The sequence below is a fragment of the Actinophytocola xanthii genome (genome assembly GCF_001921205.1).
In the GTDB taxonomy this organism is placed as follows: domain Bacteria; phylum Actinomycetota; class Actinomycetes; order Mycobacteriales; family Pseudonocardiaceae; genus Actinophytocola; species Actinophytocola xanthii.
The window spans coordinates 1-24,683 of record NZ_MSIE01000085.1; the positions used below are offsets into that span (position 1 = coordinate 1).

Sequence of the window (24,683 nt, forward strand, 5' to 3'; positions counted from 1 at the left end):
CGCGCTGCAGGAGTTCCTCCGCAACCCGGACGACGTCGACGGCCTCACCAACAGCATCGAGGACCAGAAGGCATCCATCTTCGGAAGCTGAGGTGCCATGACGACCAACCCGTCCCCCGACCCGGTCCGGCACGTCCTCAGCGAGGCGATGGGATACGTGTACGCGGCCGCGATGCGCGCCGCGGTGGAGCTCGAGATCGCCGAGCGGCTGGCCGACGGGCCGCGTCTGCCCGAGGAGCTCGCCGCCGACGCCGGTGCGGACGCGCCGTCCCTGGCGCGGCTGCTCAGGTTCCTCGCCACCCGCGGCGTCTTCCGCGAGGACGCCGAGGGCCGGTTCCACCTGACCCCCTACGCCGATCCGCTGCGCGCCGACGCACCGAGGTCGATCAGGACCGGCGTCCTCGCCGTGACCGCCGAGGTGTTCTGGACCTCCAGCAGGGACCTCGGCGAGGCGGTGCGGAGCGGCGAGCCCGCCTTCGACCGCCGGTACGGACGTCCGTTCTTCGACTTCCTGGCCGCGAACCCGGACGAGGGCGCGATGTTCAACGACGGCATGGCGAACCTGTCCGCGATCGAGGTCGACGACATCGTCGCGAGCTACGACCTGCCCACGACGGGCACGGTCGTGGACGTCGGCGGTGGCCAGGGTGGGCTGCTGCTGGCGGCGCTCCGCGCACGCCCGGGGCTGACCGGCATCCTGTTCGACCGCCCGGAGGTGTTGCCGGGCAACGTCCTGGCCGGGCTTGGCGAGGCCCGCTACGACCTGGTCGCCGGGGACTTCTTCGAGTCGGTCCCCGGCGGGGACCTCTACCTGCTGAAGAACGTCCTGCATGACTGGTCCGACGAGCAGTGCGTGCGGATCCTGGAGAACTGTCGCCGCGCGATGCGCCCGGGCGGGCGGGTGCTCGCCCTCGACGCGGTGATCGAGCCCGACAACCAGCCGCACTTCGGCAAGACGACGGACATGTTCATGATGCTGCTGGTGCCGGGCCGGGAGCGCGGGCGGCGGGAGTTCGAGGACCTGTTCGACCGGGCGGGGCTGCGGGTCACCCGGGTGCTGCCGACGCCCAGCGCCGTCGCCGTGGTCGAGGCGGTGGCCGCGGCGTCGTAGGGCCCGTCCGGGCGCCTCAGCGCACCTGGACCAGGGCGTGCGTGCCGGTGGTCCGCCAGGGTTCGCCGTCAGCGTCGAGGTGGGTGAGGACCTCGTCGGGGACGCCGACCACGACGTCGGACTTGAGCGTGCGCAACGCGGCGACCGGACCGGGGAAGTAGTCGGTCGCCGCCGCGAACGGGGTGGTCGGCGGCCACCAGCGGTCGCCGACGAGGCGGCGGTAGTTGAGGTCGCCCTTCATGATCGTCAGCGAGGCGGCGGCGAAGTCCTCCGCGAGGTCGGCCGGCATGTGGTGGTAGGACCACGGCGCGCACGAGAACGGGTGGGCCCGGATCGCGACGACGCCGTCCACCACCCCCTGCCACAGCCGACGGCCGGCCTCCCCGGCGGCGCCGGAGGCGGCGACGAGCCGGCGCAGCGCGGCCGTCACGTCCGCGGGCGTCGCGTCCGAGACGAAGTAGGGCGTCGGCTTCACGTGCAGGAGGACGGTCGCCGCCCGGCCGGTGGCGAGCAGGTGGTCGGCGAGCAGCAGGTCGGGCACCAACTCGCGGGCCGCGTTGTCGACAACGAGACAGACCCCCGCGGGAGCGGCCTCCTCGAGCAGGGTCCACAGCCGCGCGCTCTGGTCGGCGACCAGCGGCGTGGACGGGTCCCGCTCGTCCGGGTCACGCCGAGCGGTGACCTGGAACCCCAGGTCGGCCCGGTTTCCCCAGAGCGAGGCGGTCAGCAGCGCCGCGTCCTGCTCGGCGTCCGGCAGCGCGGCGAGCGGGTCGAGCGCGGCGAGGTCGCTCTCGAGCGCGCCGCCGAGCAGCTCCGCGGTCTTGAACGGCTCGAACGGGTCGACACCGCGCCACGGCCCGTCGGCGAAGTAGCCGACGGCGTGGAGCAGCTTGCGGTAGAAGTAGCTCTCCGCCCACAGGAACGGCACGTCCTGCCAGTGCGCGCCGAGGTACTCCCGACCCCACTCGGCCCAGAGGTCCCGATCGTGGGCGTCGGCCGGGAGTGGTCGGACGGGGCCGGTGATCTCCTCGGCGAGCTCGTCGAGCGCGCGCCGCCGGTCGGGCGGGTACGGCAGACCGGCCGCGACCTTCGCGATGAGCGCCGGGTGGCGCTCGCGCCAGACCCCCCAGGGCAGGGAGCCGGGCACGTTACTGAGGATCTGCGGCACGTCCGGCAGGGCCGGCGCCTCGACGTCGCGGTTGGTCACAGCCGAGTCTCACACATCCGTCGGGGGCGTCGTGCTTCGGCAGCCGCGGACGCTGTTCGACCCGCACGCCTTGAGCACGGCTCGGGCGTGGTTCGTGATGAAGCGCCTGCTCGGGGCCGAGGACTCACGAAGAGCGTCGCCCTGCTCGGAGAAGGAGCGGCCGCCCGGCGAGCACCACCGCTGCCGCGCTGAACCTCCAGCAGCCAAACCCCACCCGCAGGGCACCACCGCTCCCGCGATTGAGCGTCCAGCCCCCAGTGAACAACCCCCGCCCGTTCCCGGGGGCGTCCCGCCTTGCCAGCGTATCGGCCGGTGGGGCTCCGTGCGGGGTGGGGCGCGAACTGTGGACAACTCCCGGCTGCGAACGGAAGGTTCGGTCGCGAGGGGACGGTTCCCGGCGGCTACTGGAGGGGCCGCCGGAAACCGTACCGCCGGTCAGCCGGGCAGGCGCCAGACCTGGTTGCTCGCCCCGGCGCAGTCCCAGATCTGCAGTCGGGTGCCGTCCGCGGAGCTGGGGCCGGTGGCGTCCAGGCAGCGGCCGGACGCGGGGTTGCGGAGGGTGCCGTTCGACTGGGGCTGCCAGACCTGGGCGCCGGTGCCGTTGCAGTCCCAGAGTTGGACGACCGTGCCGTTGGCGGTGCCTGCGCCGGACACGTCCAGGCACTTGCCGAGGGCACGCAGGGTGCCGCCGGCGGCGACGGTCCAGCTCTGGGCGCCGGTGCCGTTGCACGTCCAGAGCTGGACAGCGGTCCCGTTGGCGCTGCTGGCACTCGCGACGTCGACGCACTTGCCCGCGATGCCGGTGATCGGTCCGGTCTGCCCGCCGGGCGGGGGCGTGCCGCCCGTCGCCACCTCGTAGATCGCGCTGACCAGCGACGTGCTGCCGGTGGTGTCCTGGGACAGCTCCCAGTTCATGATGCCACCGGCGTTGGCCATCGCCCACTGGGTCTTGCGCCGGATCGTCGGCAGACCGTTGTAGCACTGCGAGACGCCGTTGACCGTGGCGCAGTCGCGGTTGGCGTTGGCCGGGTCCATCGCGACGAGCTGAGCATAGGTGTAGTAGTCGGGGCGGCTGTAGAACGGCACGCCGAGCACGGTCTTGGCGGCCGGCAGACCCCGACTCTTCCAGTACTCGGCCGAGGCGATCGACCAGTCGTAGTTGGCGTGCGGGCTGCCGCCGTCGTAGGCCATGACGTTGAGGAAGTCGACGTAGCCGAACACCGCCGGCTGGACGCCGCCCGCGGTGTTGCCGCCGGAGACCACGGCCGCGGTCAGCAGCTTGCCCCGGCTGTGCATGGCGTCGGCCAGCTCCCGCATCAGCGCGGTGAAGTTGTTGCCCGAGGTCCCGGGATCCGGGTACTCCCAGTCGATGTCCACGCCGTCCAGGTTGTACTGGTTGACCACGCCGACCACGCTGTTGACGAACGTGGTGCGGCTCCCGGCGTTGGCGGCCAACGCCTCGAACGCGGAGTCGTTCCCGTCGTTCCAGCCGCCGACGGCGAGCGAGACCTTCACGCCGTTGGCGTGGCCGAGGGACACCAGCGAGGACAGCTTGCCCGGGTCGGGTACCGCCTGCAGGGTGCCGTTGGAGTTGGGCAGGACGAACGCGTAGTTGATGTGCGTGAGCTTGCCGTACTGGACGGAGTTGACGCTGCCGGACCAGGACGGCAGGTAGCCGACGCTGCGGAAGCCGTTGGGCAGCGCGGCGGCCGCCCCCACCTCGGGGGCGGCGGCGGCCGTGGCTGTGGGGACGAGGGCGGGAAGAGCGAGGAGGAACGCCAGGAGCACGGCGAACACACGGGACGTACGCAACGGAACCACCTTCCGAGGCAGGGGGTGAAGGTGCTGGCTCCTATGCATTATTTGGTCTAGACCTATTCGCCGCAAGCCCCTGGCGTTCCCAGTGCCTCAGGCCTCGGCCGGCTCGGCGTACTGGCGCGCGGCGATCTCCTCCGCCCGGCGCACGTCGGCGTTGGTGAGCCGCGGCGCCGGGCGGCCCGGCTCGGCCGGTCTCGCGATGTCCATGAAGAACCGCTCCATGCCGCCCGGCGTGTAGATGCGGATCATTCTGGCCGTCCCCTCGCCGACGTTCTTCCAGATGTGCCGCGTGCCGCGCGGGATGAAGGCGTAGTCGCCGGGCCGGATCACGAACCTCCGACCGCCGGCGGACACCTCGAACTCGCCGTCCAGCACGAAGAAGGACTCGTCGGCGTCGCGGTGCAGGTGCTCCGGTGGGCCGTTGAGCGGCGGGACGACGGTGTCGACCACGGCCAGCGCGCCGCCGGTGGTGTCGGCCGTCGCCTTGAACGTGTAGGTCGACATGATGGGACCGGCGCCGTCGACCAGATCGGCCGGCGCCTCCTCGGGCACCCACAGGGCGATGCCCTCGCCCGCGGGGACGTGCACGACCTGCGGCGTGTGGTGGGTGGTCTCGGTCGTGGACATGGCTACCTCCGGTGTACGCGGGGAACTGAAGTGGAACGGACGGTTGGGGAACCGGACCCGCGCTGCTGGAGTCCGAATTTTCGATTGTCCAGGCACCGCTTCATGTTGCGCCTCGCACGTTTACGCGAAAATCGGCCTTTCCCGACCCCGCCCGGCTGTCCGCGGGAATTCCTGACCGTGCACAGGATCCCGTGAAGACGTGATACCGGCAGCCGGCGCCCCGCCGCATTCTCGTGCTCGGAGGAAGTGCTCCCGCGGTGTGGCCGCGGGGGGCAGTAGAGATGTGGGGATCACCGAATGACCGGGACCGGTTCCAGCCCGTGGCGAACCTTCACCCTGCTCGCGGCGACCCAGTTCATGGTCGTGCTGGACGCCGGCATCGTCTACGTGGCACTGCCCTCGATCCAGCGCCAGATGGACTTCTCCCCCGCCGGCCTGGCCTGGGTGATGGACGCCTACATGCTCGCGTTCGGCGGGTTCATGCTGCTCGGCGGCCGGGCCGCCGACCTGCTCGGCAGGCGGCGGGTGTTCCTCGTCGGCCTGGTCGTGTTCGCCGCGGCCTCACTGGCCTGCGGGTTGTCCACGCAGGCCTGGCAGCTCGTCGGGGCCAGGGCGGCGCAGGGGCTGGGGGCGGCGATCGTGTCGCCCGCGGCGATGGCGCTGATCATCGAGCTGTTCGAGGGCGAGGACCGGCACAAGGCACTGGGTGTCTTCGGCGGGATCGGGGGACTCGCCGGCGCCACCGGGGTCCTGTTCGGCGGACTGCTCACCTCGGTCGGCTGGCAGTGGACCTTCCTCGTCAACGTGCCGGTCATCCTCGTCGTCCTGGTCCGGAGCCTGCGCGTGCTGCCCTCGACCGGTCACCGCGCCGAGGGCGGCCTCGACCTCGTCGGCGCGCTGACCAGCACCGGCGGGCTCTGCCTTGCCCTGTACGGGATCCTGCGCCTCGGTGGCGATGGCTGGGGCACCGGGGCCGCCGCGGCACTGGCCGGCTCCGCCGCGCTGCTGCTCGCGTTCCTGGCCAGGCAGCTCCTCGCCACCGCACCGCTGATCCCCCGCACGCTGTTCCGGGTCCGCGCCGTCGTGCTGGGCAACCTGGCCAACACCGCGGTAGGCGGGCTGATGTTCGGCGTGTTCTTCCTCGTCACCCTCTACCTCCAGTCCGTCCGCGGGTACTCCCCGCTCGTCGCGGCCCTGGCCACGGTGCCGATCAGCCTCGCGTTGTTCGCCGGCTCGCAGCTCGCCATCCGCGCCTTCGGCAGGATCCGGCCGGTGGCCGCGCTCGCCGGTGGCCTTCTGGTCCAGGCGTTCGCCCTCGCCGACTGGGCGCTGGTCCTGGCGCCGCGCGGAAACCTCCTCACCTCGTTCGTCCTGCCGGGGATGGTCTGGGGTGCCGGTCTCGGCGCCTCGGTCGTCGCCGCCTTCGTCGTGTGCACGAGCGGGTTGCACGGTCCGGTCCAGGGCGCGGCCTCGGGCATGGTCTCGACGACCCTGCAGGTCGGCGGCGCGGTGGGGTTGGCGGTGTTCAGCGCGACAGCCGCCCGCCACACCGAGACCGCGCTCGCCGACGGCACGGGTCCGGTGGAGGCGATGGCGGCCGGGCACGCGCTCGCCCTGTGGGCGGCGGCCGTGCTCGCCGTGCTCGCGATCCCGGTCGTGGTCTGGGCACGCCACACCCGAGGAGGGCGGGACGACGCTCCCGCGGCGCCCCCGGCCCAACCCCGGCCCGCAGCCGACCGACCCACCGCCACGCACGCAGAAGGGGACCGACCGTGACGACACAGCTCGCGAAGGACTACATCACCATCGACGAGGGCGCGCAGGACCAGCTGTTCCGCCGAGCCCGGACGGCGAACTCGTTCACCGACGAACCGGTGACCGAGGCACACGTCCGCGCCATCTACGACCTCGTGAAGTGGGCACCGACCTCGTTCAACCAGCAGCCGCTTCGGGTCGTACTGGTCCGCTCGCCGCAGGCCCGCGCCCGGCTGGTGGAACACATGTGGGACAACAACAAGGCGAAGACCGCCGGCGCGCCGCTGGTGGCCGTCCTCGCCGCGGACACCGAGTTCCACCACGAGCTGCCGGCCCAGTTCCCGGTGTTCCCGGAGGCCAAGGACGCCTTCTTCGCCGACCCCGAGGTGCGCCGGGACTCCGCGGTGCTCAACGCGGCGTTACAGGTCGCGTACTTCCTGATGGGGGTCCGCGCGGCCGGGCTCGCCGCGGGACCGATGAGCGGGTTCGACGCCGTGGGGGTGGCGAAGGAGTTCTTCCCCGACGGGATCCACCGGCCGCTGGTCGTCATGAACATCGGGCTGCCCGGCGAGAACGCGTGGTGGGACCGGTTGCCCCGGCTGGCCTACGACGAGGTGTTCGCTTCGGTGTAGGCGCCGGGAGCGTGCGCGGGGTCGGCCGACGCGGCCCGCACGTCCTGCTCGACCACCCAGCGGGTGAGCGCCACCCGGCTGGAGACCCCGAGCTTGCCGAAGATGTGCCGCAGGTGGCTGTCGACGGTGTGCGGCGAGAGGAACAGCTCCTCGGCGACCTCCCGGTTCGTCTTGCCGCGCGCCACGATCCGGGCGACCCGCATCTCCGACTCGGTCAGCACGCTCCGCCCCGCCGCCCTGGTGGCGGGCCGCTGCTGGCCGCGGCGCACCCCGAGGTCGGCCAGCCTGCGGTTCACCCGCTCGAGGTCGCGGCGCGCGCCGCTGCTCGAGTAGAGCCCGGCGGCCTCCCTGAGCAGCGCGACCGCGCCGTCTCGGTTGCCGGCGCGACGCTCGGCGTCGCCGGCGTCCTCCAGCGCGGAGGCGCGGCCGAGCAGCCGAGGGCTGTCCCGGAAGGCCGCCACCGCGGCTTGCAGCGCGGCCCGGTCCTCCCGCAGCAGCCCGAGGGCGTGCTGGGCCGCCCCGGTGATCGACCGGACGCCCGGGTTGTTCCTGGCCAGCGCGGCCGACGCGGCGACGACGACCTCAGCCGGCTCGACGGCTCCCGCCCGCAGGCACATCCGCACCAGCACCGGCGCCGAGCATGGCTCCTGGGTGAGCAGCAGTGGGCGGCGTGGGATCGCGGCGAACAGGGGGGCGAGCGACTCCATTGTCCCCGCGGGGTCGCCGCACGCCTCCTGGTACAGCGCCGAACGCCAGGCGAGGTCCTCCATCCGGGAGCCGATACCGGTCATCCGCAGCTGTCGGGCCCGCTCGACGCAGTCGCCGGCCACCGCAAGCTCGTTGCGCCGCACGGCCAGCGCGGCCAGCGTGCCGAGCAGCGGGACGACCATCGCCATCGCGGTCAGCTGCTCGGCGATCGCGACACCGGCCTCGGCCTCGGCCTGCGCGTCCACGAGCATGCCGGACGCCATCAGCAGCTCGGCCCGGTAGTAGTGCCACAGCGGCTGCGACCAGGCGGTGCCCAGCTCCACCGCCTCCCGCTGCCCCATCTCGTAGACGGTGGACGCCTCGGTGAAGCGGTCGGCCGCGGCCAGCGCGTGGCCGAGCCACACCCCCGGGTGCTGGTACCTGGTCTCCCCGCCCACCGAGTCCGCGATCCCCACGGCGTCCCTGGCCCGGGCCACGGCACCCGCGATGTCGCCCCTGGCCTGCTCCACCATGCTCTGCGCGGCGAGGCCGAGCACCAGGGCGGACTGCTCGCCGGCGGCGTCGCTGAGTCGGACCGCCTCGTCCGCGGCGTGCCCGGCGTCGTCGATGTCGCCCGCGTTGAGCAGGGCGTGCGCCCTGATCGCCCAGAGCTGGGCGCGGACCTGCACCGGGGCGTCCTTCCTGGTGAGCACCCGGCCGGTGTACTCGACGGTCGCGGTGTCCTGGCCGGCGTGCTTGAGCGCCTCGGCCATGCCGAGCAGCAGGGTGGCCTCGGTGTGCGCGTCCAAACCGGCCCGCAACGCGGTCTCACCGAGCGCCTGGGCCTCGGCCAGCCGCCCGACGCTCGCCAGCAGCCGGACCGCGTCGGCCACCAGCCGCGGCCGGGCGGGGTCACCGGGCTCGAGCAGGGGCAGCGTGCGGGTGATCAGGTCGGCCGCGGCGCCCGGCGCGGTCACCGCCACCCGGGCGACGGCGTTCTGCACCACGCCGACCGCGTCCTGGTTGCCGCGCAGCCCGCAGCGCAGCAGGTGCTCGGCGATCTCGGTCGGCGGCCGGCCCTCGTTCCTGAGCACCTCCGTGGCCTCCCGGTGCAGGACCTGGCGCACCGGGCCGGGCAGGTTGCTGTAGACCGCCTCGCGGATCAGGTCGTGCCGGAAGGCGAGCTCGGAGCCGAGGTCGACCAGCGTGTCCACCCTGATCGCCTCGTCGGTAGCCGGCACCAGCTCGATCGCGGAGCGGCCGAGGATCCGGGCGGCCTCGTGCAGGGTGAACGGCCGACCGAGCACGCTGCCGGCCTCGAGCAGCCGCCGGACGTCCTCGGACAGGGCCCGCAGCCGGTGCTGGACCGAGGTCAGGAAGCTCGGCGGGAGGTCCTCGGCCACGGCGGTCGCCGTCTCACCGGAGATCACGATCTGTCCCTGCTCACGCAGGCCGGTGAGCACCTCCTCGAGCAGGAAGGGGTTGCCGGCGCTGCGCTCGGCGAGGGCCAGCACCGTGTGGTCGGGCCGCGCCCCCAGGATGGCGGTGGACAGCTCCACGACCTCGGCCGGCCGGAGCGGGCCGAGGGTCAGGCGCGGGTAGTCCGAGGCGATGAGCCGGCTGATCGCCTCCTGGGCCGGGGTGTCGGCCGGGGTCGGCCGCCGCGCGAGCACCCACAACACCGGTGAGGAGGACAACGCCGGCACCAGGATGCGCAGGGCGAGCGCGGTGAGCTCGTCGGCCCACTGCAGGTCGTCCAGGATGATCGTCAGCGGTCGGCTCCGGACGTACTGCTCCACCAGGTCGCCGAGGTGGTCGACGAGCCAGAACCGGCTCCCGGCCGGGTCGCCGAGCCGGCCGAGGTCGGTCAGGACCGGCGGCGTGCTGGCGCGCAGCGCGCCGAGCAGCGCCGCGAGCGGGGCCATGTGGTCCAGCTCGGTCGCCGCGCCCGCGGCCACCGCGACCCGGGCGGCCGCCGCCTCGCCGGCGAACGCCTCGAGCAGCCGGCTCTTGCCGATGCCGGCGGGCCCGTCGACGATCACCAGGCCACCACTGCCCTGCGCCACCGCGGTCAGCGCCGAGCGCAGCTCGGTCAGCTCGGTCCGCCTGCCGACGAACGCGGACCTCGCGGCCTGCATGTTCCTGTCCCCCGACGCAGTCACCCGCCTTCGCTCCCACCCATATCACTCATCGGTAATTGGTAGGGATCGTAACGCGGCCTTTTGCCTGGGGGGCACCGGCAACAATTTTCTACTGTCCGTAGATTTGAACCGAGATATTCTCCGGCGTTCACCCGAACGGGCAATGTTGGGAAATGGCGTGAAAACGGGACGCGGACGAAATTCCGCTCGCTCAGCGCGGGATCGGCAGTGCGGCCCGGTCCAGGTGGTCGAGCAGGTCCTCCGCCCAGCCGGCGTCGTAGTCGAGCAACCGCGGGAAACCGGTCGGCGGCCGGTTGGACCACCGGTAGGTGACCCCCGGGTTGTGCACCTCGAACCCGTCGGCGGTGAACAGGTGCGGGCTGCCCTGGACCTGCTCCTGCTGGGCGGTCCGCCAGTCCCGGTAGACCTCGGCCCGCCCCCGGCCGTGGGCCAGCGCGTGGGCCAGCGCCTCCGCGTCCACCTGGGCGCACTGCCCCGCGACCTCGAGGATCACCGCGGGGATGCTCACGCAGCGGCCCTGGGCGTAGAACGCGTCGCGCAGCGCGGCGTCCAGCTCGTCGCTGCCGGACAGGCCACCCACCTCCGGGTCCTTCGCGGCCTGGACGGCCTCCATGGCCGGCAGCATCGTCACCGGGTACGCGCAGTCCGGCCCCGGCCACATCCGCCACCCCATCGTCGCGTCGTACCCGCCGATCACGACGATCTCGGCGTCGACGATGTGCTTGGGGGTCGGCATGCGGTTGAACAGCTCGAGCGGGAAGGCGCGGTGGTCGACCCGGAGCTCGCCGCCGCGCCGCGCCGCGGCCGCGCGGAGGGTGTGCAGCGCGAGCGAGGCCCACGGGCACCCGATGTCCGACCACACGGTCACCGTGCCCGGGTCCGCGTTCACCACCGGATCGTGCCCCCGGGCCGCCAACGGTGTCTCGGCCATGTCGCCTCCTCTGAGCAGGATCGATGCCCTGAACAGCACCGACGCCATCGTCACGTTCTCTTTGACCGGCGCGCATCGCTGCTTCTCGTGATCCCCGCTCCCCCGTTCGGGTGGCCGTGGCGGAGTTCGGGGTGACTCCGCGGTGGGCGGACATGGCGTGAAACCGGGATACCGCCGGGACAGACGGGAGGCGAGGCTGGTGCCCGTCGCGACCCACCGATCGGTGGGTGGGGATCGAGGATCGATCGATGGGGTGGAGCCGATGAGCACCGTAGCCGGGAACGTCGCGGAGTTCACCGCCGTCGACGAGGCACCCGACGCGGCCTGGTTCATCGACTTCATGGACGCGGCGAACTCGCTGCCGGCCTACGGCGAGATCCGGGCGCGGCTCGCCGGCGAGCTGGGCGAGCTGACCGGACGAGCCGTGCTCGACGTCGGCTGCGGCACCGGCGACGACACGCGCGAGCTCGCCTCGCTCGTCGGCGACGGAGGCCGGGTAGTTGGCGTGGACCTCAGCGTCGCGATGGTCGCCGAGGCGCGCCGCCGCGCCGCGGGGACGCGGCTGCCGATCGAGTTCCGGGTCGGCGACCTCGCCCGGCTCGAGCTCCCGGACGGCTCGTTCGACCGCGTCCGCGCCAAGCTCGTGCTGATGCACTGCGCCGACATCGAGGCGGCGGCGGCAGCCCTGGTCCGGGTGACCCGGCCCGGTGGACGCCTCGCCGTGTTCGACTACGACTTCGACACCGCGACCGTGGACCACCCCGACGTGGACGCCACCCGCGAGGTCGTCCGCTGCGCCTCCGACGGCCATCCCAACAACTGGAGCGGCCGGCAGCTGGCGCGCCGGTTCCGGGACCTCGGCCTGCGGGACGTGCGGGTGACCCCGCTGACGGCGCTGCTTCCGTTCGAGTTCTTCCACAGGTCGCTGAGTGGGAGGCTGGCCTCCGCGCAGGCCGGTGGCGACCTGCGGATGTCGGCCGGCGAGCTCCGCGCCTGGTGGCGTCCCTTGGCGAGGGCCGCGGACGAGAACCGGTTCTTCGGGTCCCTGACCGGTTTCGTCCTCGGGGGGACGCGGTGAGACGGGCCGACGGGAACGAGGGCACCCCGTTCACCGGCCCGGCCACCTCGCCGCGTCCCACCCTCGTGTTGGTGCACGGCGCCTGGCACGGCGCCTGGTGCTGGTCACCGCTCGCCTCGGCCCTGCGCAAGCGGGGCATCGAGACCCGGGCCGTCGAGCTGACCAGCCACGGAACCGACCCGGCCGTCGTCGGCGACCTGCGCAGCGACACCGAGCTGGTGCGGGAGACCGTGCGGGCCGTACCGGGTCCGGTGGTGCTGCTCGGCCACTCCTACGGCGGGGTCGTGGTGACCGAGGCGGCCGAGGGACTGGACACCGTGTCGCGGCTGGTCTACCTGGCCGCGTTCGTGCCGGACAAGGGCGACACGATGCGGAGCCTGACCGGCGGAGGGGACGCGCCGTGGATCCACTTCGAGAACGGCCTGCTGAGCGTCGAGCGGGGGTGGGGGCGCCGGCTGTTCTACAGCGGCTGCGGCCCGAGGACCGCGCTGGACGCCGAACGCAGGCTCCTGCCCCAGTCGGCCGCGTCCTTCGCCCAGGAGGTGCGCGGGACCGCCTGGCGCACCATCCCCTCGACCTACGTCGTCTGCGCCGAGGACCGGGCGATCGCGCCCGGCGTCCAGCGCCGGATGGGCGCCGCGGTCGGGGAGGTGGTCGAGCTGCGGTCCGGCCACTCGCCGTTCCTGTCGCATCCGGTCGCCGTCGCCGACCTGCTCGACAGCCTGGTCTGATCGCGTCGGGGGAACGCGATCGCGGAGCAGGGCCCCGGTCCGAGCCCGCCGGGGCCCGCTCCCGCGTCATCCGCGAGGAGCGCCGAGCTCCTCGCGCACCCGCGCCGTGGACAGCACCCGCGCGCAGCTACGCGCCGCGTAGCCGAGCGCCCGGCGGTGCTCCTCGAGCGAGAAGTCGGCGAGCGCGTCGGCGGCCAGGAACGGCTGGATGTCCAGCGTGAACGCGTCGACCGCGGTCAGCAGGCAGCCGAGGTTGGCGTAGACGCCACAGACGATCACCTGGTCGCGCCCGAGCCGGTCGAACAGCTCCCGCAGCCCGGTGCGGTGGAACGCGCTGTACCGCCACTTGGTCACGACCGTGTCGCGCCGGCGCGCGGCCAGCGGCTCGACGATGCGCCGGTGCTCGGGGCTCGTGCTCATCCCGGGCCCCCAGAAGTCCCGCAGCAGACCACGTTGCTCCCGGCTCATCCCGCCGGGTTGGGCGGTGTAGACGACCGGGACGCCGTGCGCGTCCGCGGTGTGCCGCAGCAGCGCGATGTTCTCGACCAGAGTGGTCACCGGCTCCTGCCCGGGGCTGAACGGGTCCACGAAGTACTGCTGCATGTCGTGCACCAGCAGGACCGCCCGGTGCGGGTCGGGCGACCACCCCACCCGGTTCTCGGGCAGCTCGGGCTCGGTCGGCATCGGGTACCCGGCGATCGGCGCCACGGCCACGATCTCCTCCTCTCAGCCGCCCAGCGCGGCGCCGCCGTCCACGTACAGGTCGTGCATGGTGATGTGGCCGGCCAGCTCGGAGGCGAGGAACACCACCGCGTCGGCGACCTGCTCGGGCCGCGCCAGCCGGCCAAGCGGGATGCCGACCCGGAAGGCCTCCGGCGAGCCCGCGACGACCGCGCGTGCCCCGTCCGCACCGTCCCACATGGACCGCTGCATGGGCGTGTCGGTCGAGCCGGGCGAGACCACGTTGCACCTGATCCCGTGGGACGCCAGCTCGAGACCGAGGCACTTGGTGAACGCGACGGTCGCCGCCTTCGACGCGGCGTAGGCCGCCATGTCGACCCGCGGGACGCCCGCGGCGTTGGACGCCACGGTCACGATCGCGCCGGACCTGCGCCGCACCATCCGGCGCGCCACGGCACGGGACACGTGGAACACCCCGTCGGCGTTCACGGCGAACACGGCCCTCCAGTCGGAGTCGCTGAGCTCCACGACCGGTCCGGTGCGGAGCACGCCGGCCGCGTTGACCAGGATCCCCACCGGCCCCAGCGCCGCCTCCACGGTGGCGACGACCTTCTCGACCGCGTCGGCGTCCCGGACGTCGGCCGGGAACGCGAGCAGCCGCCCGGGCAGCCGGGTGGCCAGCCGCCGGAGCGCCTCGCCGTTGACGTCCACGCCGGCGACGGTGACGCCGTTGGTGCAGAGCGCCTCGCTCACCGCGGCCCCGATTCCCTGTGCCGCACCGGTCACCAGCGCGACCTTGCCGGCGATCCCCAGCTCCCTCATCTCCGCGCCCCGTCGGTCCGGCCGACCGCCGCCGCGACACGCTCGGCGTCGTGACCGAAGAGCCATGCCCGGCTGTCCAGCTCCCAGTCGTCGTCCAGTGTTCGGTCCCGGGCGTGTTGGCCGGGACCGTCCAGGAGGTGGTGGTCGCGCTGGTTGTCCGCGACGAAGCGGCGGACCCTGGCCACCCGGGGGCGCCGGATCCGCTCGTAGCGGCGCAGCGCGTGCGGCACGGTGTCCGCTGAGGACCGCGCGAGGAGCGCGGCGAGCGTGACGGCGTCCTCGACGCCTTGGCTGAGCCCCTGGGCGCCGAACGGCAGCATCGGGTGGGCGGCGTCGCCGACCAGCGTGGTGCGGGCGCCACTCCAGCGCGCCGGCTCCGGCCGGTCGTGCAGCGCCCACCGGGAGACGCTCTCCGGCGCGGCCAGCAGGGCGCGCAGGACCGGGCTCCAGCCGGTGTAGGCGGCGAGCAGGTCGGACACCTCGCCCCGGACCGACCACGACTCCTCCCGCCAGTCCCCGGCCGGCGTGCTGGCGGCGAAGCTGAGCCGCCGGCCGGCCGAGATCGGGTAGCACACGCAGTGCCGGCCGGGACCGACCCAGATGCTCACGTCGCCACCGGAAATCCCGGGCACCGCGGCGATGTCGACGACGCCGCGGAAGACCGCCTGGCCGGAGGGGCGCGGGGCGTCCTCGACCAGGCACCCGCGCACCACCGAGCGGATCCCGTCGGCGCCCACGACCACGTCGGCCTCCGCCACCGAGCCGTCGGCGAACTCCACCCGCGCCGTCCCGTCCAGCTCGCGCACCCCGACACAGCGTCGGCCCAGCCGCACGACCCCGGCCGGTACCGCGTCCAGCAGGCACCGCTGCAGGTCGGCGCGGTGCACGGTCAGGTAGGGGGCGCGGTAGGCGCGTTCGCAGTCCGCGCCGAGCACCGTCGAGGTGAGCAGGCGGCCGTCGTCCCACCGCCGCACCTCGATCGCTCCCGGCCGGGCCGCCACCCGGTCCAGCGCGGGCCCGAGGCCCAGCTCCAGCAACGGCCGCGTTCCGTTGGGAGACAGCTGGATTCCCGCGCCGACCGCGGCCAGCCCGCCCGTCTGCTCGAACACGCGACACTCGATTCCGTGCCGCGCCAACGCCGCCGCCAGGGTCAGACCCGCCATGCCGGCGCCGACGACGGCCACCCGGAGACTCCGCTGGGCCACACCGATCCTCCTCGCCTCCGCACCGCTCAGTGGTAGAGCAGCGCCTTGCCCCAGTCCTCGTCGGCACCGAACAGGCTGCGCGGCTTGACCACGTCGTGCGAGGCGGTGAGCACCTCGGTCGGGACCAGGGTGCCGGGCTCGACACCGGTCACCGCCACCTCGACGCCGTAGGCGGCGCGGACCGCCGCGGTGAGCGCCGAGACCGCCGCCCTCCGGTGCGCCGCGGCGACCTCGATCTCGACGGTCAACCGGTCCGGCTCGGCCCTGGCACGCCAGAAAAGCACCCCGTAGTGCGCCGGGAGCTCGAAGACCAGCTCCTCCAACCGGTTCTGGGTGACCGTCGCCGAGCCGACCGGGTAACCGAAGGCGGACCGGCCGAGCACCCGCACGGTCGGCAGCGGCGAGCCGCAGTCACAGCCGGCGTAGCTGACCTCCACGGTGTCCTCGAGGTTGTACCGCAGCAGCGGCATCGCCTCGCGGAACAGCGGGGTGACCACCAGCTGGCCGCGGCCCTCCCGCCCGGTCCGGCCGGTGGCGGGGTCGTGGACCTCGAACAGCGCCCGGTCGGCCCACAGGTGCAGGCGCTGGCACCGGCACTCGCCGGCGAGGCTTCCCGTCTCGGTCGAGCCGTACTCCTCCACCACCGGCACGTCCCAGATCTCGGTGATCCGGCGTCGGCGGGCTGGGGTCAGCGGCTCGCCTCCGACGAACAGCGCGCGCAGCGCGGGGAAGTCCGCACCCGGCCGGCGTCCGGCGGCCTCCGCCGCGGCCGCCCACAGCAGCGTCTCGGTCGGCATCGACCAGGTGAGCGTGACCTCGAGGTCGTGCAGTACCCGTACGACCCGCGAGTACGGCATGGCCAGCGAACGGTTGTCGCCGGGCACGACCGTGGCGCCGTGGCGGCGGGCCGCGGCCTGCGCCAGGTGACCGGTGATCATCAGCGCGTACGGCGTGCGGACCAGGAACACGTCGGACTCCTCGATCGGGATCCGCTTGCGCGCGTAACGCTCCGCCAGGTCCACCCAGTCGCTCTCGGTGTAGTAGGAGGGCGTCGGGGTGCCGGCGGTGCCGCTGGACTCGTGGTAGGTCGCCAGCTGCCGCTTGGGCACCGCGAGCATGCCGAACGGGTAGGCCTCGCGCAGGTCCTGCTTGGTGGTCAGCGGCAGGGTCGCCAGGTCCGCCCGGCAGCGCAGGCCGGACAGCGCCGTGCCGAACCGCTCGCGGTAGAACGGCGAGCGGCCCGCGGCGGCCAGCACCTCCGGGATCCGACTGTCCTGTAAGTGCTCCAGCTCCTCGCCGGTTCCGAACATGCTCACTCCTCCCCCAGCAGCCGCAGCGCGTTGCCCGCGGAGATCAGCCGCCAGTCGCGGTCGGCCAGGCGCAGCGCGGCGAACTTGGCCAGTTCGACCCGCGGGTGCTGCAACGGGTACTCCGTGCCGAACACGAGCCGGTGGGCACCGAGCCGGTCCAGTGCGACCCGGAGCGTCGCGGTGTATCCGCCCGAGGTCTCGACGGAGATGTTGGGTTCGCCGGCGACGAGGCCGACGCCGAAGGTGTCGATCAGGGTCACGCCCAGGTGCCCGAGGACGAACCGGACGGCGGGGAACCTCCTGGCCAGCGCGACCAGGTCGGCCACCCTCGCTCCCGGCCGGGGCAGGCACACGACGTAGACCGGGTGCGCGGCCCGCTCCGCGACCGCGACCAGCCGGACCGTCCGGGGGTCGGTCAGCGCGACGCCGTGCACGGCCGGCGAGAGCTCGAGACCGCGGAACTCGCCGGTACGGGCGCGGTAGTCGTCCGGGTCGCGGTGGGGGTTGGCGAAGAAGAAGGGCAGCAGCCGCCCGGCGGACCCGGCGCAGGCGGCGAGCACGGCGTCGTTGTCCGCGTCCTCGTCCGCGTGGCCGCCCTCGACGACCTGCCGGGAGAGCCTGTCCAGCTCGATCACACCGCCGGCCGACACGGCGGCGCGGCCGATGCCGTTGTCGTCCATCGCCGCGAGCAGCCGGTCGAGGGCGTCGGGTCGCGGCACGAACCTGGCGTGGAAGTCGATGACGGGCGTACGCACGGCGGCTACCGCTCCAGGCAGAACTCGTCGATGGGGTAACCGACGTGCCGGTCCGCGGTGGGCAGGTACCCGAGCACGCGGTCTCCCGGCTGGAGCTCGGTGCTGTTCAGCACCGTCCCCTGTGGACCCAGGACGCGGACGTGCCAGTCGTCCTGCAGGATCAGGTTCACCCGCTGCCCGTCCGGCGCCACCGCGTCGATCGACAGCAGCGGGCGAGTCTCGATCTTCACCCGGCCCACGGTCACGGCCCTGGTCTGCCCCTTGACGTCGACCGCCAGAACCGTGCTCCCGGCGGCCAGCTCGCTCAGGTAGCTCGTGCGACCGTGCTCGGCGACGGTGTAGGAGTGGATGGCTCCGGCGTTGACCCGGAAGGGCCGGGTCGGCATGTACGGCAGCGGGTGGGTCTCGCTGACGCAGAGGATCATCCCCTTCGAGTGGGAGCCGACCAGGATCCCCTCGTCCTCCCGCAGGTACGAGCAGGTGTCCACACAGGCCCGCTCACCCATGCCGGCGTGCTCGGTCGCGACGACCTCCAGCTCGACCAGCTCGAGAGGGCCGGGCCGGGTGGTCGCGGCGGCCTTGAGCGCGGTGGCGTCGCCGACCGCTCGCGGCGCGAGCAGCACGCCGTCGGAGCCGTGTTCGAGCACCCCGAACACGATCCGCGCCTCCGCCACGTCCGCCACCGCGCTCACCGTGCTCCCGGTGGCACCGCTGGCCGCGGCGAGCACGATCTCGAGAGGGATCTTGGTCGGGTCACGGAACTCGAGCACGCTCCACCGTTCCGAACGGGCCGCCGCGCAGGCGAGGTCGAGCGTTGGCTTGTCCACGATCTCGACGTACCGGCCGAGTTCGAGCTCGGGGTGGGCCGCGGCCAACGGCTCCGGGAGCACCTCCCCCGGGCCGAGCAGGACGATGTCGACGCCGTCGAGCCGCTCGGGGAGCCCACCGGTCGGCGCGAGCAGCACCTTCCGGACGGTCGGCGGCAGACCGCGCAGCACGCCGGGGTCGGCGGCGACGACCGCGTCGACCCGCTGGTGCACCGCCTCTTCGAGGATCGCGTCCAGTCCGGACCGGACGGCACGCACGTCGAGCCAACAGAGTTTCACGTCAGGTCTCCTTGTCGAAGCCGGGTGTCCGCGCCTCAGGTGGCGGGCACGGACTCGAGCCGGCCGCGCGGCCCGCCCAACCGGCCGTGGACGAGCGCGGCCACGCGGCGGGCCAGCAGCGCCGGGTCGGCCGCCCGGAAGATGTTGCGGCCCATGGCGAGGCCCGCCACCCCGCCGCGCAGCGCCTCCCCGACGAACGCGACAACCTCGTCGTCGGACGCCAGCTGCGGCCCGCCGGCGACCAGCAGCGGGATCGGGCACGCCCGCGTGACCTCGGCCATCTCCGCGGCCGTGCCGGCGAACGGGGTCTTGACGATGTCCGCGCCGAGGTCGGCGGCCAGCATCGCGGCGTGCAGCACCAGCTCCGGGTCCCGCGGGTCGGTGATGCGCGGGCCGCGCGGGTACATCATCGCCAGCAGCGGCACGTTCCACCGGTCGCAGACGTCGGCGACAGAGCCGAGGTCGGCCACCTGGCTCCGCTCGTCACGCGAACCCAGGTTCACCTGCACGCTCACCGCGTCCGCCCCCAGCCGCAGCGCCTCCTCCACCCCGCTCACGAGGTACTTGGCGTCGGGGTCGGGCGCGTGCACGGTGCTGGCACTGAGATGGATGACCAGCGACAGCCGGCTGAAGCACTCGTGGCGCACCCGGCGCAGGCTTCCCTTGTGCAGCACCACGGCGTCCACCCCGGTGCCCGCCAGGGCGGCCACCACGTCGTCGAGGTCACGCCCCGGGACAAGCCGACCCGCGCTGACCGAGTGGTCCAGCGGGACGACGAACAGCCGCTCGCCGCTGTGCCGGTAGAGCCGGCGCAGCCTCAGCTCGCGGGCGAAGTGGTTGACCGACATGCTTCCCCCTCAGACGGCGATGTCACGGGCCGCGGCGTCACGGTCCACGGCGGTGCGGTACACGGCGTCACGGTCCACCGCCTCGCCGCCGGCCGGACCGAGCCCGAACTCCTCGTGCAGCAGGGTCACCGCCTCACACACCCGCTCGCGCGGCACGGTGGCCGAGGCACGCAGCTGGGAGGTGGACACCCAGCTCGTCGCGATCCCGGCCGCGGCGAGGACGGCGATCATCCGCGCCACGTACGCCGGCCGGTTCAACAGCCCCATCCCGATCAGCGACACCTTCCCGACGCCGTCGTCGACCCGCACGTCACCGCCGCGGCTGCCGGCCGACTTCTCCAGGGCTGCCCGCACGTCGGCCACGTCGCTGCGCCGGATGGTGAACCCCATCCGGAACTCGTCCTCCTGCGGCCCCGACCGGGCGACCAGGTCGACCGGTACCGCGTTGTGCGCCAGGATCTCCAGAATCTCCGCGGCGAGGTCGGCCCGCCCTCGGCAGTGCACGAGAACCCTGGCCACGTCCAGGTCGTGGCTGACCGCGACCACCGCTCCGCTCGTCTCCAGCAAACCCACGCCTCCCCGCCTCGAAACGACCGTTCCCGCACCGGGTCCGGTGGCGCTGCGCACCCGCAGCTCGACTCCTGTCATCGCGGCGAGCTCCACCGCACGGGAGTGGAGCACCCCCGCGCCCGCGAACGACATCTCGGCCATCGCCTCCGGGGTGATCCGCGGCAGCTGCCGGGTCCGGGGCACGACCCGCGGGTCGGCCGAGCGGACCCCGTCCACGTCGGTGAACACCTCGCAGCGGTCCGCCCCCATGGCCGCCGCCACCGCGACGGCCGTGGTGTCCGAGCCGCCACGGCCCAGCGTCCGCACGTCCCCCGCCCGGTCGGCCCCGTGGAACCCGCCGACCACGGCCACCCTGCCCGCCTCGAGCAGCTCGGCCATCCGACCGGTGTCGATCCGGTCGATCATGGCGCCGCCGTGCCGGCCGGTTACCCGGATGCCCGCCTGCGGACCGGTCAACGAGACCGCCGGGACACCCAGCCGGGCCAGGGTTATCGCCAGCTGGGCGGCCGCCGCGCACTCGCCGGTTGCGAGGAGCTGGTCGACCTCGCGGGCGGCGAAGGAGCCCACCGCGCCGCCCGCGACCTCCTCGGAGAGCCGCAGCAGCTCGTCGGTGGTGTCGCCGCGGGCGGAGACGACGACCACCAGCCGGCGCCAGCGGCGGTGCGAGTCGGCGACGCGACGCGCGACCGACCGAAGTTTGTCCACAGTCGACAACGAGCTGCCACCGTACTTCTGCACCAGGACCGCCATGTGCATCACTATCGCCGCCTGTTCCGGACCGTAAGGGGCCATGACCCGATCGGGGCGGATGGCCGACCCGATCAGGTAGAGCCAGGCTGCTATGCCGCCCGAATCGGGGCATCACCTGATCACGGGATGTTCCACCAGTACCCGATCAGTCCCTTCTGGACGTGCACTGTGGACTAACAGTCGGAAGCGAATGACGTGAAGACGTGATACGCGCACGGGACCGGTGGCGCGACGATCGGTGCTGCGTCCCGGCGGGAGGAAGAGGTGCGAGTTGAGCGTGCGACAGCTGCCCGGAAGACCCGCCCTCGACGAGCGGGTACTTGTCGTCGGCGCGGGCCCGGTGGGGTCGGTCCTCGCGCTGGAGCTCGCCAGGCACGGCGTGGGCAGCACGGTCGTCGACCGGTCCACCGCGGCGCCGGCGTTCCCGAAGATGGACTACCTCAACGGCCGGACGATGGAGCTGCTCCGCCGGCTCGGGCTCGCCGACGAGGTCCGGCGCGGCGGCGTGGACACCCGGCTGAGGTCCGACTTCATCTGGACCGACACCCTCACCCGCCCACCGATCGCCACCTGGCACTACCCGGCGCCGGACACGCTGGCCGGGGAGCTCGGCGAGGTCGACGACGGGTCGGCGCCGCTCGAGGTGTACCAGCGGATCCCCGGCTCCCTGCTCGAGAACCTGCTGCGCCGCCGGCTGCGCGAGCACCCGCTGGTGGACCTGCGGGAGGGCTGGACGTTCACCGACCTCGACGAGCGGCCCTCGGGGGTGGTCGCCTCACTGGTCGCGCGGGACGGGGGCGCCAGACACACCCTCCACGCCCGGTACCTCGCCGGCTGCGACGGGGCCAACAGCGTCGTGCGCCAGTGCCGCGGCATCCCGATGCCCGCGGCGGGACCGGTCACCAGCCGCTGCTCGGTGTACTTCACCTCCGCCGACCCCCTGCTGCGCCGCCACGGCCGGGCGTTCGTGACCGTCGGTGCCAAGGGCATCACGCTCGTGTCGCGGGACGAGGAGGACACCTGGACCGCCTCGTTCCAGGTCCCGACCGACGAGCCGTTCGTCGGCGACCCGGTCGAGGTCATGCACGACATGCTCGGCGCCGAGTTCACCGTGGACGAGGTGATGGGGGTCGGCCAGTGGCAGGGCTCGCTCGCCGTCGCCAGCCGTTACCGGGTCGGCCCGGTGTTCCTCGCCGGGGACGCGGCGCACCAGTTCTATCCGTTCGGCGGACACGGCGCGAACACCGGAATCGCCGACGCGGTCGATCTCGGCTGGAAGCTGGCGGGGGCCGTACACGGCTGGGGCGGCGACCGGCTGCTCGACAGCTACGAGGCCGAACGACGCCCGGTGGCGCTGTTCAACCGCGAGATGTCCGCGGACCTGCTCGAGGTGTGGGGCCGGTTCGTCCGGCTGGCCGCCGACGGCGCCTCCCGCGGCCACATCGGGGGCTTCCTCGACCGCGAGTCCCACCAGCTCGACAACCTCGGTGTCCACTTCGGATACCGGTACACCTCGTCCCCGGTCGTGGTGCACGAGCCGGGCCCGGCACCCCGCTGGGACTGGCACCGGATCGAGCCCACCACCTGGCCCGGTGGTCGCGCGCCCTCGGTGCGGCTGTCGTCCGGTACCGCACTGTTCGACCGGTTCGGCACCGGATTCACGCTCGTGGACCTCACCGGAACCGGCGCGGGCGAGGTCGCGGTGAAGGAGGCCCTCGGGCAGGGGATTCCGATGGAGCGCCTGGCCGTCGACGAGGCCGCCGTCCGGGCGGTCTGGGAACGCGACCTCGTGCTCGTCCGTCCCGACCAGCACGTCGCCTGGCGCGGCGACACAGTGCCGGACGACTGGTCTGCCGTCCTCGACGTCGTGTGCGGCCGTTGACCCCTCCCCCGCTCTCCACCGTCCCACCTGGAGCTACCGCATGCCCGAACCCGCACCCACCACCGACGCCGACGCCACCCTCCGCGCCCTGGCCTCGGCGCCGGGCCAGGCCTTCGCCCTGCTGCACCGGCCCGAGGCGACCGGGGCCGGACGGCTCGAGCTGCTGCTCGGCGAGGCGTCGACGGCGCGGTGCCTGGCGGACCTCCCCGTGCCGGCAGCGCCCGGCCACGGCGCCCGCCACGACCTGCTGGCGGTCGTCCCGTACCGCCAGCTGACCGAGCGGGGCTTCGCCTGCCACGACGACGGCGAACCCATCCTGACCCTGCGGGTGCGGCGGTGCCAGCGGCTGGACCGGGCGGACGTGCTGCGCTGCCTTCCCGACATCCCGGTCAGCGTGCGCGACGGGCGGTTCGACCTGGACGACGACGCCTACGCCGAGGTCGTCCGGCGCGTGCTGGCCGAGGAGATCGGGCGCGGCGAGGGGGCAAACTTCGTGATCCGCCGGGAGTTCCTCGCGACCCTCGACGACTACTCGGTCGCGACGGCGCTCTCGGTCTTCCGCCGCCTGCTGGCCGTCGAGCCCGGCGCGTACTGGATCTTCTGCGTGCACCTCGGATCCCGGACCTTCCTCGGCGCCACCCCGGAACGGCACGTCAGCCTCGCGGCCGGCGAGCTCGTGATGAATCCGGTGAGCGGCACCTACCGCTACCCCCCGTCGGGACCTCAGCTCGCCGAGGTGGTCCGCTTCCTCCGCGACCGCAAGGAGACCGACGAGCTGTACATGGTGGTCGACGAGGAGCTCAAGATGATGGCCGCGCTGTGCGAGGGCGGAGGCCGGGTGCGGGGGCCGTTCCTCAAGCAGCTGGCCCGGGTGGCGCACACCGAGTACCTGATCACCGGGAACAGCGGGGCCGACGTGCGGGAGATCCTGCGGCAGACCATGTTCGCGCCCACGGTGACCGGCAGCCCGCTGGAGAACGCCTGCCGGGTGATCGCCCGGCACGAGCCGACCGGCCGCGGCTACTACAGCGGCGTGCTGGCACTCCTCGGCCGGGACGCCAGCGGCGGGCCGGCACTGGACTCGGCGGTGCTGATCCGGACCGCGGACCTCGACGCGGGTGGCCGGCTGCGGCTCGGCGTCGGCGCGACGCTCGTGCGGGAGTCCGACCCGCGGTCGGAGGCGGCGGAGACGCGGGCCAAGGCGGGTGCCCTGCTCGCCGCGCTCGGGATCGGGGAACCGGGCCACCGGGCGGCGCCGGGCCGGACCGCCCTGGCCATCGGCGACCACCCGCTGGTCCGCTCGGCGCTGGGCAGGCGCAACGCCAACCTGGCGCGCTTCTGGGTCGACCCCGGGCAGGGCCGGACCGGCCGGCAGCGGCTGGTCGTCCCCCGGCTGCTCGGCAGACGTGTCCTCGTCGTCGACGCCGAGGACACGTTCACCGCGATGCTGGCCCACCAGCTGGCCGCGCTCGGCACCACGGTCACCGTCCGGTCCTGCCACCGCCGGCCGGAGCTGACCGGGTTCGACCTCGTGGTGCTCGGCCCCGGCCCGGGCGACCCGCGGGACCGGCGGCTCCCCACGGTCGCGGCGCTGCACGGGATGGTGGAGGAGCTGCTGGCGGCGGGCACCAGCTTCCTCGCGGTGTGCCTGGCCCACCAGGTGCTGTGCTCGGCACTCGGTCTCCCGCTGGTCCGCCGGGAGCGGCCGCACCAGGGCGTGCAGCGGGAGATCGACCTGTTCGGCCGGGCGGAGCGGGTCGGCTTCTACAACAGCTTCGCCGCGGTCGGCGACCGGTCCACGCTCGTCCGCTCGGCCGCCACCGGGCCGGTCGAGCTGAGCCGGGACCCGGTCGACGGCCAGGTGCACGCGCTGCGCGCGGCGCGGTTCGCCTCCACCCAGTTCCACCCGGAGTCGGTGCTGACCCGGCACGGCCCCGAGATCCTCGCCGGGCTGCTGGTCGCGACGCTCGGCGAGGAGAGCACGGCGCTGGCGGCCGGCGGAGTGGGGAGCTGAG

General features: G+C 73.5%; 20 protein-coding genes. 7 read left to right on the forward strand and 13 right to left on the reverse strand.

Translation table 11 applies throughout. The features are described 5' to 3' along the window. Positions 1-97 precede the first annotated feature (97 nt). Positions 98-1,111, forward strand: coding sequence for a methyltransferase (locus BU204_RS32900; RefSeq protein ID WP_075129711.1), 1,014 nt, complete (start codon positions 98-100; stop codon positions 1,109-1,111). Between the two features lie 16 nt (positions 1,112-1,127). Here the strand turns inward: BU204_RS32900 and BU204_RS32905 are convergent, their stop codons facing one another. The 3 genes from BU204_RS32905 to BU204_RS32915 form a co-directional block, all read right to left on the reverse strand. After that, positions 1,128-2,318, reverse strand: a complete 1,191-nt coding sequence (locus BU204_RS32905; RefSeq protein ID WP_198943073.1) for a damage-control phosphatase ARMT1 family protein — start codon at positions 2,316-2,318, stop codon at positions 1,128-1,130. Between the two features lie 435 nt (positions 2,319-2,753). Next, on the reverse strand, positions 2,754-4,130 hold the full coding sequence (locus tag BU204_RS41655; RefSeq protein ID WP_233160881.1) for a glycosyl hydrolase family 18 protein: 1,377 nt from the start codon (positions 4,128-4,130) through the stop codon (positions 2,754-2,756). Positions 4,131-4,226: 96 nt separating this feature from the next. Next, positions 4,227-4,763, reverse strand: a complete 537-nt coding sequence (locus BU204_RS32915) for a cupin domain-containing protein (protein ID WP_075129713.1) — start codon at positions 4,761-4,763, stop codon at positions 4,227-4,229. A gap of 297 nt (positions 4,764-5,060) precedes the next feature. Between BU204_RS32915 and BU204_RS32920 the strand changes: the two genes are divergently transcribed. Beyond that, positions 5,061-6,539: an MFS transporter gene (locus BU204_RS32920; RefSeq protein WP_075129714.1), complete on the forward strand. Its 1,479-nt coding sequence runs from the start codon at positions 5,061-5,063 to the stop codon at positions 6,537-6,539. Next, positions 6,536-7,150 (forward strand): malonic semialdehyde reductase, encoded by a 615-nt coding sequence (locus tag BU204_RS32925; RefSeq protein WP_083661844.1) that lies wholly within the window; start codon positions 6,536-6,538, stop codon positions 7,148-7,150. Before BU204_RS32920 ends, BU204_RS32925 begins: the two co-directional genes overlap by 4 nt. On the opposite strand, the gene BU204_RS32930 is transcribed toward BU204_RS32925, so the two are convergent. Both BU204_RS32930 and BU204_RS32935 read right to left on the reverse strand, forming a co-directional pair. Further along, positions 7,123-9,975: a helix-turn-helix transcriptional regulator gene (locus BU204_RS32930; RefSeq protein WP_075129715.1), complete on the reverse strand. Its 2,853-nt coding sequence runs from the start codon at positions 9,973-9,975 to the stop codon at positions 7,123-7,125. The two genes, BU204_RS32925 and BU204_RS32930, sit on opposite strands and share 28 nt — an antisense overlap. A gap of 214 nt (positions 9,976-10,189) precedes the next feature. Continuing rightward, positions 10,190-10,930: a DsbA family oxidoreductase gene (locus BU204_RS32935; protein ID WP_075129738.1), complete on the reverse strand. Its 741-nt coding sequence runs from the start codon at positions 10,928-10,930 to the stop codon at positions 10,190-10,192. A 262-nt stretch (positions 10,931-11,192) separates the two neighbouring features. On the opposite strand from BU204_RS32935, the gene BU204_RS32940 reads away from it, so the two are divergent. Both BU204_RS32940 and BU204_RS32945 read left to right on the forward strand, forming a co-directional pair. After that, positions 11,193-12,008, forward strand: a complete 816-nt coding sequence (locus BU204_RS32940; protein WP_075129739.1) for a methyltransferase domain-containing protein — start codon at positions 11,193-11,195, stop codon at positions 12,006-12,008. Next, entirely contained in the window at positions 12,005-12,739 is a 735-nt protein-coding gene (locus tag BU204_RS32945) for an alpha/beta hydrolase (protein ID WP_075129716.1), read from the forward strand. The genes BU204_RS32940 and BU204_RS32945 overlap by 4 nt, the downstream gene beginning before the upstream one ends. 66 nt (positions 12,740-12,805) lie before the next feature. On the opposite strand, the gene BU204_RS32950 is transcribed toward BU204_RS32945, so the two are convergent. Genes BU204_RS32950 through BU204_RS32985 form a run of 8 tightly spaced genes read right to left on the reverse strand, consistent with a single transcriptional unit; the run spans position 12,806 to position 20,786 of the window. Further along, the gene (locus BU204_RS32950; protein WP_269844679.1) at positions 12,806-13,453 is read right to left on the reverse strand and encodes an isochorismatase family protein; all 648 of its coding nucleotides are present in this window, start codon (positions 13,451-13,453) and stop codon (positions 12,806-12,808) included. Positions 13,454-13,465: 12 nt separating this feature from the next. Next, on the reverse strand, positions 13,466-14,242 hold the full coding sequence (locus BU204_RS32955; RefSeq protein WP_075129717.1) for a 2,3-dihydro-2,3-dihydroxybenzoate dehydrogenase: 777 nt from the start codon (positions 14,240-14,242) through the stop codon (positions 13,466-13,468). Beyond that, complete coding sequence (locus BU204_RS32960) at positions 14,239-15,447, reverse strand: FAD-dependent monooxygenase (protein ID WP_233160886.1); 1,209 nt, start codon at positions 15,445-15,447, stop codon at positions 14,239-14,241. The genes BU204_RS32955 and BU204_RS32960 overlap by 4 nt, the downstream gene beginning before the upstream one ends. A gap of 26 nt (positions 15,448-15,473) precedes the next feature. After that, complete coding sequence (locus BU204_RS32965) at positions 15,474-16,757, reverse strand: phenylacetate--CoA ligase family protein (RefSeq protein ID WP_075129719.1); 1,284 nt, start codon at positions 16,755-16,757, stop codon at positions 15,474-15,476. 2 nt (positions 16,758-16,759) lie between these two features. Continuing rightward, positions 16,760-17,512 carry an amidohydrolase family protein gene (locus BU204_RS32970; RefSeq protein ID WP_075129720.1) on the reverse strand — a complete coding sequence of 251 codons (753 nt, stop codon included), beginning with the start codon at positions 17,510-17,512 and terminating at the stop codon, positions 16,760-16,762. Positions 17,513-17,517: 5 nt separating this feature from the next. After that, positions 17,518-18,618 carry a 3-dehydroquinate synthase II gene (locus BU204_RS32975; RefSeq protein ID WP_083661846.1) on the reverse strand — a complete coding sequence of 367 codons (1,101 nt, stop codon included), beginning with the start codon at positions 18,616-18,618 and terminating at the stop codon, positions 17,518-17,520. 35 nt (positions 18,619-18,653) lie between these two features. Next, a complete protein-coding gene (locus BU204_RS32980; RefSeq protein WP_075129721.1) occupies positions 18,654-19,466 on the reverse strand; it encodes a 2-amino-3,7-dideoxy-D-threo-hept-6-ulosonate synthase in 813 nt (270 codons plus the stop codon). A gap of 9 nt (positions 19,467-19,475) precedes the next feature. Then, a complete protein-coding gene (locus tag BU204_RS32985; protein ID WP_233160888.1) occupies positions 19,476-20,786 on the reverse strand; it encodes an aspartate kinase in 1,311 nt (436 codons plus the stop codon). A gap of 277 nt (positions 20,787-21,063) precedes the next feature. Between BU204_RS32985 and BU204_RS32990 the strand changes: the two genes are divergently transcribed. After that, positions 21,064-22,668, forward strand: coding sequence for an FAD-dependent monooxygenase (locus BU204_RS32990; protein WP_233160896.1), 1,605 nt, complete (start codon positions 21,064-21,066; stop codon positions 22,666-22,668). Between the two features lie 40 nt (positions 22,669-22,708). Then, positions 22,709-24,682, forward strand: a complete 1,974-nt coding sequence (locus BU204_RS32995; RefSeq protein ID WP_075129723.1) for an anthranilate synthase family protein — start codon at positions 22,709-22,711, stop codon at positions 24,680-24,682. Position 24,683 lies beyond the last annotated feature (1 nt).